The following is a 12,632-nucleotide window of genomic DNA, read 5'->3' on the forward strand; positions in this document are numbered from 1 at the left end:
GGTCGCGCCGGAGGGTTTACTTTGAGGAAGAAAGCCTCCCGGTGGGGCAGTGCCGTCGCGTTCGCGTTCTTCGGATACGTCGCCTATCGCTACGCCACCCCTTCGGACCTCGGCCCCCTCGGATACATCCTCCTCGGCCTGCTGACGGTCAAACTGCTCCTGGCCCTGGCGTACTCGCCGAAGCGCAGACCGCGGGTGCGCCGCGAGGACCTGCTGGACGCGGCGGTCATCGTGCCCATCTACAACGAGGACCCCGAGATCCTCCGGCGCTGCCTCATGACGATCGCGGAGCAGACCGAGCCGCCGCGCACCGTGATGGTCGTCGACGACGGAAGCGCGTCGGACGACGCCGCGCGCATCGCCGAATCGCTGATCGGAACGTTCGTGGAGTACGGCGTCAGGCTGCTCGTCCTGCGCCAGCCCAAGAACATGGGCAAGCGCGAGGCCCTCGCCCGCGGCTTCCTCACCGCGCCGCACGCCGACGTCTACATCGGCGTCGACAGCGACACCGTGCTGGACGAGTACGCCTTCGAGGAACTGCTCGCGCCGATGTACGCGGACGAGAAGGTGACCGGCGCGACCGGCATGGTCCTCGCCTACAACTACAAGGTCAACGTCCTCACCCGGCTGATCGAGCTGCGTTACGCCAACGCCTTCCTGTACGAGCGGGCGGCCTACTCGATGCTGAAGAGCGTCCTGTGCTGCTGCGGTTCGCTGGCCGCCTACCGAGGCTGGGTCGTCCACAAGTACCTCGACGACTTCCGCACCCAGATGTTCCTCGGCCAGCCCGCGGTCGTCGGCGACGACCGCCGCCTGACGAACTACTGCCTCATGGAGGGGCAGGTCCTCATCCAGACGAGCGCGATCGCCGAGACGGCCGTCCCCGAGCGGATGAACCACTACCTGCGCCAGCAGGCCCGGTGGAACCGCTCGTTCTTCCGCGAGACCCTCTGGTGCCTGAAGACCTTCCCCTTCAAGCGGCCGATGGCGTTCCTCCTGTCGTTCATCGAGATCGCCACCTGGCTCGTCTTCACCTGCACCCTGCTCTACTCGCTGGTGATCTTCCCGATCCTGCACGGGCGGCTGCTGCTGGCGCAGTACGCCATCATGGTCGTCTGCTTCGGCTACCTGCGCTCCGTCCGCTACCTGGACCTTCCCAGGCCGGGACTCAACCTCTTCCAGAAGGTGGGCATCTTCCTGCTGGCCCCGCTGTACGGGCTGATGCACATCCTGCTGCTCCTCCCGATCCGGGTCTGGTCCCTGATGACGCTGCAGACCTCTTCCTGGGGCACCCGCAAGCAGGTGGAGGTCGCCGCGGAACCCGCCGCCGCGCCCGCCGCGCCCCCGGTCCGGCAGGAACCGCTGGTCCCCCAGTTCGACCGGAGCACCTACCTGGAGGCCCAGCGGCGCCCCGTGGCCTCGGTCTTCTCCACCACGATCTCGCAGCCGGTCCCCGTCGGGACGGTGCGGCGGCAGCAGCCGTCCGGCCCCATGCGGCCCGTTCCCGTCGCGGGCCACATGGCCGGCGCACCACCGGCGCACCCGCCTCTGCCGCAGCGGAGAGGCCCGTCGACGGCGCCTCACCCCCAACCTGTTCACGGGATGCCCGGACGTCCGACGCCCGGTTTCCCACCGCCGCACGGCACCGGCCCGATGACGCCGCCGCCGTACGGCACGGGTCCGATGGTGCCTCCACCTCACGGCACGGGTCCGATGACGCCGCCGCCGTACGGTACGGGACCGATGGCGCCGCCGCAGGGCACGGTCCGCATCGGCCGTTCCCCTGCTCCGGCATCGCAGCGACCGGGTCACCCCGGCGCCCCCTCGCCCCAGGCCCCGCCCCGCAACGGGCCGGCTCCGGCATTCCCTCAGGGCGGGCCGCCGCGACCCGCCCAGGGGATGCCCACCCGGGGCCTGTGGCAGCACGCCGAACGGCTCGACCTTCTCGGCCAGTCCGCCTCGGCGACTCTCGCCGACCCGGAACGCCGACCGCATGGGGTGTGGGGTCCGTCGCCCCAGCGCCAGTGGTTCGAAGAAGACCCTCTCGGAGGTTACGGAGGTCACGGTGAGCGGCGTTAACTCGCCGAGGCAGTCGTGGGGCGCGCGCATGCAGATCGTCGTCGCGTCGATCGCGGGCGGCGTCCTGGCCTTCGGCTCTTTCGTCCATCTGACCACCGGGAACGAGCGGGTGAGCGCCGGCCCTCGGGCGGAGCCCGCACTCGCCCCGGCGATCGACCCCGCGTCCGATCAGTTGACCAGCAAGGGCGGCTTGGACCTCGTCTGGTCCGACGAGTTCGACGGCGGGGAGGCGGGGGCACCCCTCGACCAGACCAAGTGGAGCCTGGCGACCGGTGATCGCAAGGGTTGGGGCGTGGGCGGCCTGGCCTATTTCGACCCGGCGAATGCGCGGCTGGACGGCAAGGGGACACTCGTCATCTCGGCCACGGAGAACAAGGACGAGCAGAAGTGCTGGTACGGGCGCTGCAAGTACCGGTCGAGCAGGATCCAGACAGCGGGCCGCTTCGACCTGACCTACGGCCGTTTCGCCGCCCGCGTCAGGTTCCCCCTCGGCCAGGGAATCTTCCCTGCCGTCTGGCTCCAGTCGAAGAACCAGAAGTACGGTTCGAAGAAGTACGCCGAGATCGACATCACGGAGGTCGTCGGCGCCTGGCCCGACGTCATCCTCGGCGCGGCGCACCAGACCGAGAAGGTCATCGACACCAAGGCCGAGTTCAAGCAGTCGCTCGACACCCGCTACCACGTGGTCGGCGTCGACTGGACCCCCGAGTACGTCCGCTGGTGGGTCGACGGCGAGCCGTACGGCACGCTCAAGCGCTACAAGGACTGGTCGTTCGACCAGCCGATGAACTTCATCCTCAGCCTCCAGGTGGGCGGCGACTGGCAGGGCCCCCCGACCAAGGCGACCAAGTTCCCCGCCGACATGCTGGTCGACTGGGTCCGCGTCTACCAGTCGAAGCCCGCGCAGTGACCGCTCCCCGCCCCCACTAGGCGCCCCACAGCAAGAAGGCCCCTCCCGGATCGGGAGGGGCCTTCTGAGCTGGAGCCGCCTAAGGGAGTCGAACCCTTGACCTACGCATTACGAGTGCGTCGCTCTAGCCGACTGAGCTAAGGCGGCAGCCCCGGAGTTAGCCGGTGCGGGAAGCAGTCTACAGGGTCCGGCGGGTGTATGGGCGGGTCAGGGCTTGCAGGTGGTGCCGGCCTTGGGCGGGGTGCCCTTGACCAGGTAGGTGTCGACGGCGGAGGTGACGCAGCGGGAGCCGGTCAGGTAGGCGGTGTGGCCGTCGCCGTCGTAGGTGAGCAGGACGCCCTTGTCGAGCTGGGAGGCCAGGTTCTTGGACCACTGGTAGGGAGTGGCCGGGTCGCGGGTGGTGCCGACGACCAGGATGGGGGCGGATCCCTTGGCGGTGAGGGCGCGGGTGGGCTCTGCGGGCTTGGTCGGCCAGTAGGTGCAGGGGAGGGCGCCCCAGACGATGAACTCGCCGAAGCGGGGGGCGGCCTTGGCGGCCGCGGCGGCCTGCTTCTTGATGTCGGCCAGGTCGGTGGTGGGCTTGTCCACGCAGTTGACGGCCATGTTGCTCTCGGTCTGGCTGGAGTACTTGCCGTTCTCCTCGCGTTCGACCAGGAGGTCGGCGAAGCGGAGCAGGATGCTGCCGTCGCCCTTCATGGCCTGGGTGAGGGCGGTGCGCAGGAGCGGCCAGGCGTCCTTCTGGTAGAGAGGGGTGGCCAGGCCGAGGGTGGCGAGGGACTCGGTCACCGGGCGGGTGTCGGAGGTGCTCTTCAGGGGCTGGCGGTCGGCGGTGTCCAGCAGGTCCTTGACCTTCTTCAGCCCGGCGTCCACATCGGTGCCCAGGGGGCAGTCGTCCCGCTTGACGCAGTCGGAGGTGAAGGCGCGCAGGGCCGTCTCGAAGCCCTTGGCCTGCTGGAGGTTGATCTCGGCGGAGGAGGCCTTCGGGTCGACGGCGCCGTCCAGGACGAGAGCGCGGACGTTCTGCGGGAACAGTTCGGCGTACCAGGCGCCCAGGTAGGTGCCGTAGGACGCGCCGTAGTAGGTGAGCTTCTTCTCGCCCAGGGCGGCGCGGATCCGGTCCATGTCGCGGGCGGCGTTCCGGGTGCCGACGTAGGGAAGGATCTTGGCGGACTCGCTCTGGCAGCTCTCGGCGAAGTTCCGGCTCGCCTCGGCCAGCTTGTCGATCTCACCGGCGTCGTCGGGAGAGACGTCTGTGGCCAGGAATCTGTCGAGTTCGCCGTCGGACAGGCACTCCACGGGGTTGCTCTCGCCGACGCCGCGCGGGTCGAAGCCGACAAGGTCGAAGCGCTGCTGGAGCTGCTTGCCGAAGGAGCTCGCGCTGGTGCGGATGAACTGGACGCCCGAACCGCCGGGGCCGCCGGGGTTGGTGAGCAGGGAGCCGATCTTCTTGCCCTTGGCGGGCTGCCTGATCAGGGAGAGGGTGAGCTTCTCGCCGCCGGGGTCGGCGTAGTCGAGGGGGACATTGAGCTTGGCGCACTGGAAGCCGCCGCCGCAGTCCTTCCAGGCGAGGGCCGCGGCCTGGGCGGGAGCCTCGGCGATGGAGCCGCTCTGCGGGGCCGTGCCGGGTTCCGGGTCGTTCGTCCCGGTGCAGGACGTCACCAATGCCAGGGCCACCAGCCCCGCGGTCGCTCCCCGTACTCTCACGCCTGCGCCCCTGTTCGTCGATGTAGTCCCTCCATGGTTACATCACCACACGGACAAACGGCGAGTCCCGAAGTGATTACCATCCGTGATGTCGGAAAAGTCGGCCGAAGTAAAGTCAGCCGGGCCGAAATCAACCGGGGTAGCGCTCGTCGTGCTGCTGCCGGGGCGAGCACACCGACGCGGACGGGCAGGCGCAGCGCCGTCCCGAGTCCAGCCGGACGGTCACCTGGTCGGACGGCACGTTGATCCCGACGACCCGTCCCGTGCCCTCCGGCGTGCTGACCTCGGTGCCGGGGTCGGGCATGCGCTGCCGGGCCTCCTGGTAGAGCGGGTGCTCGTACTTCAGGCAGCACATCAGCCGTCCGCAGGCCCCCGAGATCCGCAGCGGATTGACCGGGAGGTCCTGCTCCTTGGCCATCCGGACGGTCACGGGCTCGAAGTCCTTCAGGAACGTGGCGCAGCACAGTTCGCGTCCGCAGGGGCCGATGCCGCCCTGCAGCCGGGCCTCGTCGCGCGGCCCGATCTGGCGGAGTTCGACGCGCGCCTGCATCCCGCGCGCCAGGTCCCTCACCAGCGCGCGGAAGTCCACCCGTCCGGGCGCGGAGAAGTACAACCGGTAGGTGTTGGCCTCGGCCAGGTAGTCGATGCCGATCACCTTCATCGGCAGGCCGTGCCGGCGGATGAGCTTCTTGGCGGTCGCCTTGCCCTCGGCACGGCGGATCCGGTTGGCCTCGTCCCGGGCCAGGTGCTCTTCCGTCGCCGGTCCTTCGCAGACCGGCAGGCCTTCGAGGTCGTCCGTGACGTACTGCGGCGCCCAGACGCACTCGGCGACCTCCGGGCCGTAGTCGGTGGGCACCAGTACCCGGTCTCCCACGCGGGGGCTGTGCGGCCCCGGATCCAGGTAGTAAAGCCGTCCATAACGGGTGAAGCTGACAGCCATCACCATGCCCATGAACATCACATTACTTGGCCGTTAAACGGACCTGGCGGCGGCCAGTACGCCATCCCGGTACGAGCGTCCGTACAGGACGCAGTGGACGAGCAACGGATGGAGTTGGTGCAGGGGGACGCGGTCGCGCCAGCCTTCGGCCAGCGGAGCGACCTCGTCGTAAGCCCTCAGGAGCGCGGCCAGGTGCGGGGCGCCGAAGAGAGCCAGCATCGCGAGGTCCGTCTCGCGGTGGCCGCCGTGCGCGGCGGGGTCGATCAGCCGGCCCCTGCCCCCGGAGTACAGGACGTTGCCGCCCCACAGATCTCCGTGGATGCGGGAAGGCGGCTCCTCGGGCTGCTCGGCGCGGTTCAGCGCGGCCTCGACCTCCCGGATGTCCGAGGTGCCGAGGACGCCCCGATCCCGGGCCGTCCGTGCGTACGGCAGCACCCGGCGTTCGGCGTACCACTCCCGCCAGCCGCCCGCAGGGTCGTCCGCGGGAGAGTTGTCCAGCGGCAGGCCGGCGATGTCCCCGGTCCAGTCGGCCCCGAACCGGGGCGCGCCGCGGCGGTGCACGCCGGCCAAGGCCCGCCCCGTCTCCTCGGCCATCGGTACGGTGGCCGACTCTGGCGGCAGCCACGGAAGGACGAGCATGCCCTCGCCCACCTGGAGGACCTCCACGGCCGGGTCGCCCAGCCAGCGCAACCCCTTCGCCTCGGCCGCGAAGTCGCCGCCCTTCTTGACGAAGACCTCGCGTCCGTCCTCCAGCGTCACGCGGTGCAGCGTCCACGAATGGCTGCGTCCGAGATCCCGCGAACGGACGGCGCGGAGGCCGAGGAGCCTCACGGGGACTCCTTGCGCACCTCGTCCAGCAGGCCGGGCATGGCGGCCTCGATCAGGTCCAGGCACTCCTGGAAGCCGGTCTCGTCACCGTAATACGGGTCGGGGACGTTCGGATCCACAGCCTGTGGATCGTAGGAGCGGAGCAGCCTGACCTTGTCCCGGTGCTCCTCCTTCAGGGCGAGCGCCCGCAGGTCGCGGTAGTGCCCCTCGTCGAGGGCGATGATCAGGTCGTAATGATCGAACCAGGCGTTCCGGAACTGCTTCGCCGCGTGCGCGCTGGTGTAGCCGTTGCGCTCCAGCATCCGCACCGTCCGGTGGTCGGCGGGATCTCCCCTGTGCCAGCCTTCCGTCCCGGAGCTGTCCACCTCGACGTCCAGGCCCTCGTCCTCGACATGCCGCCGGAAGACGTGCTCGGCCATCGGCGAACGGCAGATGTTCCCTGTACACACAAAGGTCACGCGGTACGTCATGGCATCAAGGATGCCTTGCCCCGCTGATCACCTGCGTCGTTTGGATATCCTGCGTAAGCCCGGACCGGCATCTCCAGAGGGACGCGTAGTGACTTCTCAGACAGTGGCCGAACTCCATGAACAGGCTCGCCAGGACTATGAGGCCTTCAAGGCCCGCGGGCTGAAGCTGGACCTCACCCGAGGGAAGCCCGCACCCGCGCAGCTCGACCTCTCCAACGAGCTGCTGACGCTGCCCGGGGAAGGCCTGTACAAGTCCGCGGACGGCACGGACCTGCGTAACTACGGCGGCCTCACCGGCCTCCGCGAGCTCGCCGAGATCTTCTCCGAGGGGCTCCAGGTCCCCGCCGAGCGGCTGCTGGCCCTCGGCAACGCCAGCCTCACCCTCATGCACGACACGATCGTCCACGCGCTGCTCAGCGGCGTCCCGGGCGGCACCGGCCGCTGGACGGACGGTGAGCGCGTCGCCTTCCTCTGCCCGTCGCCCGGCTACGACCGGCACTTCGCGATCTGCGAGCGCTTCGGCATCGAGATGATCCAGGTGCCCATGACGGGCGAAGGCCCGGACATGGACGTCGTCGAGCGGCTCGTCGCCGACGACGCGACGATCAAGGGCATCTGGTGCGTGCCCAAGTACAGCAACCCCACCGGCGTCTCCTACAGCGACGAGGTCGTGCGCCGGCTGGCCCGCATGCGGACGGCCGCCCCCGACTTCCGGATCTTCTGGGACAACGCCTACGCCGTCCACCACCTCACCGACAAGCCGGCCGAGATCCTCGACGTCCTCGCCGAGGCCGAAGCCGCCGGGAACCCCGACCGGGTGTTCGTCTACGGCTCCACCTCGAAGGTGACGTTCGCCGGCGCCGGCGTGGCGTTCTTCGGCTCGTCCGAGGCCAACGTCAAGTGGATGACGGGCTTCCTGGGCAAGAGCACCATCGGGCCCGACAAGATCAACCAGCTGCGGCACGTGCAGTTCCTCAAGGACGCCGAGGGGCTCGCCGCGCACATGCGCAAGCACGCCGAGATCGTCCGGCCCAAGTTCGACGCCGTCGACCGCATCCTCACCGCGCAGCTCGCCGGGACCGGCCTGGCCGAGTGGACCAAGCCCGAAGGCGGCTACTTCATCTCCCTGGACGTGCCCGAGGGCTGCGCCAAGCGCGTCGTCCAGCTGGCCAAGGAGGCGGGCGTCGCGCTGACCCCGGCCGGCGCCACCCACCCCTACGGAGAGGACCCGGCCGACCGGACGATCCGGATCGCGCCGACCTTCCCGGTCCCGGCCGAGCTCGATGTGGCCATCGAAGGCCTCGCCACCTGCGTCCGGCTCGCAGGGTACGAGAAGCAGATCTGAGGTCCGCTCCGAAGCCGGTGAACCAGCCCGGCATCCGGTGACGTCCGTCCGGCGGGGCCTTCGGGCCCCGCCAGGATGGGCGCCACCGGCACTCCGGAAGACGGATGACCAGGCCATGGCCTCTGGCGGCCACGCCGCGACCACCGCGCACGGCGGCCTTGACAACACCATGAGTCGTCGAGATTCTTGCCGCCTCGGGTGCTGGAACGCGAAAGGAAGGCCCGGGCACGCCCGGACCTGCTTCAGCGGGGGATGCTCTGCGACGTCTCCACCGGCATCGCGTAGCCCCGCGACTGGCAGCCGGTGCCCAGGACGGCCATCGCGAGCAGGAGCGCCATCAGGCGCGAACCCTTCATCGTTTCCTCCCGTGTTCGTTCGCCTCGCTGATCCTGCTCTCAGCCGGTTGTGAACTACTTGGGAATCCCTTGAACACTCGATCGGGCAGGTTGGAGGATGGTTTGAAGGTTCTCGTCACGGGCGGCGCCGGCTACATCGGATCGGTCGTCACCACGCAGCTTCTCGAAGCCGGCCACACGGTGACGGTGCTGGACAACCTGACGACCGGCGTGGCCGCGGCGGTCCCGGAAGGCGCACGCTTCGTCCAAGCGGACATCAAGCAGGCCGGAGGGGTCCTCGGTGAGGGCGGCTACGACGCCGTCATGCACTTCGCGGCCAAATCCCAGGTCGGGGAATCGATGACCAGACCCGAGCTGTACTGGGACAACAACGTCGCGGGGACGCTCGCCCTGCTCGAAGCGATGCGCGCGGCGGAAGTACGCCGCATCGTCTTCTCCTCCACGGCCGCCACGTACGGAGTGACGGGCGACGAACCCATCACCGAGGACACGCCGACCGTCCCCATCAACCCTTACGGGCAGTCCAAGGTCGCCGTCGACTACGCCCTCCAGGGCGAAGCGGCCGCCCACGGCCTGGCCGCCATCAGCCTCCGCTACTTCAACGTGGGCGGCTCCTACGCCGGTTTCGGCGAACGCCACGACCCCGAGACCCACCTGATCCCCAACGTCCTCCGCGTGGCGGCGGGCCTGGCCCCCTCGGTGACCCTCTACGGCACCGACTACCCCACACCCGACGGCACCGCCATCCGCGACTACCTCCACGTGGCGGACCTGGCCGAAGCACACCTCCTGGCCCTGGCCGCCGCGGCCCCCGGCACCCACCGGATCTACAACCTCGGCAGCGGCACCGGCTACTCCGTCAACGAGGTCATCACCACCGCCCGCCAGGTCACCGGTCATTCCATCCCCGTCACGACCCTGCCCCGCCGAGCGGGCGACCCCCCGGTCCTCGTCGCATCCTCCGCCCGCATCACCGCCGACCTGGGCTGGAAGGCCCACCGACCGCTCCCCGAGATCATCGACGACGCCTGGACCTTCCTCCAGTCCGCTCTCTGATCCACGGCTGCCCAGCCGATCCGTCCGGGAACCGGATGAATCGTGTAGGCAGGGCAAAGACACGGCTTACCGGTGAGGGCCTGAAAGCACCTCGGTCCAGCCGGTGGTCCGCCGTGCGCGGAGGGCCTGGCACCGCGACGACAGATCACCGGCTGCGAGCCGCCGTCCAGCGGTGATGCGGGCGCCGGCCGCGCAGCCGGAGCAGAGCCGGCCATGCGACCGGCGGCCTCGTGAACGATCTCCGACGTGTCGTCGCGGTATCAGGTTCCCGCACCGGAGGTGTAGGCGTCGGCCCAGGCCGAACCGGAGCCGGACAGCCCGAGCTTCCTGAGCTCTTCGGAGCTGAGGCGGTCGAAGGCCAGACGCCGGGCCACGTGGTCGGCGACGGAGACGGCGGAGGGAACCAGAGGGTCACCTGTCGGCCCGTCGGGAACGAATCGGAGATTCATCAACTCTTCGATCAGGGGATAAGCGGGCACACCGGACCGCAGGGACACCGTCAAGGCCGTGGACAGCATCTCGGCCATACCCGCTGTGGTGGATCCCGGCTCTCCCCAGCTGATGAGGACTCCGCCCTCTGAGGTGTCGATGCGCACCGGGTCGCTCTCGCTCGTCGTCACCCCGGTGAAACTACTCCCGGTCGCTGACAGAACCGGCCGCCGAACCACCAACGACTCCCCAAGGACAGGGGGTCGACGCGTCTCAGGGCCGTCGCCGGAGGCCGACCGAGCTTCACGCCGCGGGCGCGCGGCAGAAGTGGCGGCTCTCAGCCGGGTACATCGCAGATCCGGCCCGCCGAGGCGCGACTTTTTCCACGCGGCTCGATATGAGTGGTCTGGAGAATGTGCGGGTGGCCGTGGGTCCTTGCGCGTAGGAGTCAACGGCGTCGGCGGAGCAGCCAGAGGACGGCCACCGAAATGGCCGCGCCCGCTGCCGCCCCGGTCACGAGTCCGAGCACCGTCGACAGGCCGTGGCCGGAGATGTCGAGTGACCCGATGAGGAGAACGACGGTCGCCGCGATCGCCACCATGATCGCCACCATGGCGGCGACGAAGGCGAAGAAGCGCGGGCTGAGGAAGACTCCGCGCTCGGGCTGCGGCGGAGTGGCGGTCAACTCGGCAGCGGGACCGAGCGTCGTGGCCTTGGGCCGTTTGAAGTACTCCCATACGACCCAGCCGCCACACGGCTCCCACCCTTCGGGGGCCAGCCGGGCCCTGTGCCCGCGGGGCTCGCGCCGGTACTCCCATTGCTGAGGGCGGTCCGGGTCGCGGGTCGAGTTGAACAGGCCGCTGCGGTCGACCTTCTGGACCTCCCAGCCCTGGGCGCCGTACTCGTTGAGCATTCTCACGTCGTGGAACAGGTCGGCGGTCCAGCGCCAGGTGCGGGCGTCCCCGGCGGGCTCGCCCGAGGCGGACGCCGAGCCGGCCAGGTCGCGGGCCAGGTCGGCCGCCGGGCCGAACTCGTCCACGGGGTCGCCGCCGCTGTCGGCGAGGTAGGAGGTGAGCTCTTCGACCGTGGCCTTCACCCGGTCGTCCGGCATGCCGGCCGCGTTCAGGCGGGCGGTGAGCTCATCGAAGTAGGTGCTCATCGGTGCCCCTTCGCCAGGACGGCTCGGACGGATTCGTCGAAGCTCAGCCAGAGGCCGCCCTGTTCGTTCAGTGTCTGTTCTCCGAGCGGAGTGAGCTGGTAGTACCTGCGGCCCGGGCCGCGCTCCGCGGCCCGGAACTCGGCGGAGACGAGGCCGGCTTCTTCGAGCCGGTTCAGCACCGGGTAGAGGGTGCCGCCCTTGATCTCTCCGAGGCCCGCCTCGGAGAGGTTCTTGGCGATCTCGTAGCCGTAGTTCTCGCCGTCGGTCAGGGTGGCGAGAACCAACAGGTCGAGTACTCCTTTGAGCCAACTGGACCGGCGGTCGCTGATCACGTCGGGGATCCTCTCTAGGCGGCGAGGCCGACCGGCTGCGGCTGCGGCTGCGGCTTCGGCTTGGGTGCCAGGAGCACCAGGCCGCGCAGGTCGATCAGGATGTGCAAAAGGATGGGCAGGAGGAGGCTGCCGGTGCGCAGGTAGAGCAGGGTCAGGCCGAGGCCGGCGAGCGTCACCATGACCATGCCGTGCCAGCCCTGGTAGAGGTGGCCGATCGCGAACACTGCGAGCGCGGCGGCGGCCGCAGTCTTCTGGTCGAGCCCGAAGACGCTCATCCCGACCGCGATGAGCAGGCCCCGGTAGACGATCTCCTCGGTGATGCCCGCGGTCACCGACAGGCCTGCGGCATACCAGTGCTCGGTCCTGGTGTGCGGCATCAGGTGCACGACGTTGCCCTGGCCGGGCACCGGGCGGCCCTTCATGAACCTGGGGAGGATGTAGGTCGAGACCGCGCCGACGATGAGGAATCCGGAGACGGTGCCGAGCGTGTCCCCGAGAGGCTCGGTGAGCGTCAGGCCGAGGTCCGCCGGGCCGAGGTCCGAAGACAAGACGACGATCACCAGGGCTGTGGCGGCGAGCAGCCACAACTCCGCGCACCAGAGCCCGAACATGCGGCGGTAGACACCCGGATCGGCAGCACGGGCGGCGGCCAGCCGATCGTAGGCGCGCTTGCCGAGCACAGGGCTGGCCAGGAGCAGGTAGGCGACGAGTGCGAGGGAGAGGGCGAGCGTCATCAGGAACCTCCTAGATGCGGTGCTAGCTAGATGCTAGAGCTAGCTAGTTAGGAATGCAATCTAGGTACCGGCTCGTTCTATTCGCTGATGCCAGGTAGCGCCGAAGCGCGAGTGCCGTCGAGTTCCCTGCCCGCCCCGCTCGCCCGATAGCGACCCGACCCGGCCGGACCGTCAGCTCGACACTCACGGCTCCGATGCTCGTCACCACCCGACACGTCCCCGGGCGGAGGCACCGAGGAGAGCAGTGGTCGATCGAGTGAAGGGGGCGCTGGGGAGGGCACCGAGCGACT

12 protein-coding genes and 1 tRNA gene are annotated in these 12,632 nt (G+C 69.4%); 4 read left to right on the forward strand and 9 right to left on the reverse strand.

Translation table 11 applies throughout. The features are described 5' to 3' along the window. The first annotated feature begins 21 nt into the window (after positions 1 to 21). Positions 22 to 2,079, forward strand: a complete 2,058-nt coding sequence (locus ABD327_RS03915; RefSeq protein WP_344448732.1) for a glycosyltransferase — start codon at positions 22 to 24, stop codon at positions 2,077 to 2,079. Then, complete coding sequence (locus ABD327_RS03920; protein WP_344448733.1) at positions 2,066 to 2,989, forward strand: glycoside hydrolase family 16 protein; 924 nt, start codon at positions 2,066 to 2,068, stop codon at positions 2,987 to 2,989. The genes ABD327_RS03915 and ABD327_RS03920 overlap by 14 nt, the downstream gene beginning before the upstream one ends. Before the next feature lie 70 nt (positions 2,990 to 3,059). Here ABD327_RS03920 and ABD327_RS03925 read toward each other — a convergent pair. From ABD327_RS03925 to ABD327_RS03945, 5 genes are all read right to left on the reverse strand, one after another. Further along, positions 3,060 to 3,136: transfer RNA gene (locus ABD327_RS03925), tRNA-Thr, on the reverse strand. A 60-nt stretch (positions 3,137 to 3,196) separates the two neighbouring features. Further along, positions 3,197 to 4,693: an alpha/beta hydrolase gene (locus ABD327_RS03930; protein ID WP_344448734.1), complete on the reverse strand. Its 1,497-nt coding sequence runs from the start codon at positions 4,691 to 4,693 to the stop codon at positions 3,197 to 3,199. A gap of 130 nt (positions 4,694 to 4,823) precedes the next feature. Then, positions 4,824 to 5,645 (reverse strand): PSP1 domain-containing protein, encoded by an 822-nt coding sequence (locus tag ABD327_RS03935; protein ID WP_344448735.1) that lies wholly within the window; start codon positions 5,643 to 5,645, stop codon positions 4,824 to 4,826. A 21-nt stretch (positions 5,646 to 5,666) separates the two neighbouring features. Beyond that, entirely contained in the window at positions 5,667 to 6,464 is a 798-nt protein-coding gene (locus ABD327_RS03940) for a fructosamine kinase family protein (protein WP_344448736.1), read from the reverse strand. Further along, complete coding sequence (locus ABD327_RS03945; protein WP_425547051.1) at positions 6,461 to 6,880, reverse strand: low molecular weight protein-tyrosine-phosphatase; 420 nt, start codon at positions 6,878 to 6,880, stop codon at positions 6,461 to 6,463. The genes ABD327_RS03940 and ABD327_RS03945 overlap by 4 nt, the downstream gene beginning before the upstream one ends. Before the next feature lie 139 nt (positions 6,881 to 7,019). Here ABD327_RS03945 and ABD327_RS03950 point away from each other — a divergent pair, with 139 nt between their 5' ends. Both ABD327_RS03950 and galE read left to right on the forward strand, forming a co-directional pair. Next, entirely contained in the window at positions 7,020 to 8,276 is a 1,257-nt protein-coding gene (locus ABD327_RS03950) for an aspartate aminotransferase type Ic (RefSeq protein WP_344448738.1), read from the forward strand. 458 nt (positions 8,277 to 8,734) lie between these two features. Further along, complete coding sequence (gene galE, locus ABD327_RS03955; protein WP_344448739.1) at positions 8,735 to 9,688, forward strand: UDP-glucose 4-epimerase GalE; 954 nt, start codon at positions 8,735 to 8,737, stop codon at positions 9,686 to 9,688. Between the two features lie 260 nt (positions 9,689 to 9,948). On the opposite strand, the gene ABD327_RS03960 is transcribed toward galE, so the two are convergent. The 4 genes from ABD327_RS03960 to ABD327_RS03975 form a co-directional block, all read right to left on the reverse strand. Then, positions 9,949 to 10,308: a TSCPD domain-containing protein gene (locus ABD327_RS03960; RefSeq protein ID WP_344448740.1), complete on the reverse strand. Its 360-nt coding sequence runs from the start codon at positions 10,306 to 10,308 to the stop codon at positions 9,949 to 9,951. 257 nt (positions 10,309 to 10,565) lie between these two features. Beyond that, positions 10,566 to 11,276: a hypothetical protein gene (locus ABD327_RS03965; RefSeq protein WP_344448741.1), complete on the reverse strand. Its 711-nt coding sequence runs from the start codon at positions 11,274 to 11,276 to the stop codon at positions 10,566 to 10,568. After that, complete coding sequence (locus tag ABD327_RS03970; protein WP_344448742.1) at positions 11,273 to 11,608, reverse strand: PadR family transcriptional regulator; 336 nt, start codon at positions 11,606 to 11,608, stop codon at positions 11,273 to 11,275. Before ABD327_RS03970 ends, ABD327_RS03965 begins: the two co-directional genes overlap by 4 nt. Positions 11,609 to 11,622: 14 nt before the next feature. Continuing rightward, on the reverse strand, positions 11,623 to 12,342 hold the full coding sequence (locus ABD327_RS03975; RefSeq protein WP_344448743.1) for a CPBP family glutamic-type intramembrane protease: 720 nt from the start codon (positions 12,340 to 12,342) through the stop codon (positions 11,623 to 11,625). Positions 12,343 to 12,632: the final 290 nt, after the last annotated feature.

Source organism: Actinocorallia aurantiaca (genome assembly GCF_039533685.1).
In the GTDB taxonomy this organism is placed as follows: Bacteria; Actinomycetota; Actinomycetes; order Streptosporangiales; family Streptosporangiaceae; genus Actinocorallia; species Actinocorallia aurantiaca.

Bases quoted from the DNA above. Each gene is read 5' to 3' on its own strand.
- ABD327_RS03975 (WP_344448743.1), bottom strand. From the start codon at position 12,342: ATGACGCTCGCCCTCTCCCTCGCACTCGTCGCCTACCTGCTCCTGGCC.
- ABD327_RS03935 (WP_344448735.1), bottom strand. From the start codon at position 5,645: ATGGGCATGGTGATGGCTGTCAGCTTCACCCGTTATGGACGGCTTTAC.
- ABD327_RS03965 (WP_344448741.1), bottom strand. From the start codon at position 11,276: ATGAGCACCTACTTCGATGAGCTCACCGCCCGCCTGAACGCGGCCGGC.
- ABD327_RS03945 (WP_425547051.1), bottom strand. From the start codon at position 6,880: ATGGCCGAGCACGTCTTCCGGCGGCATGTCGAGGACGAGGGCCTGGAC.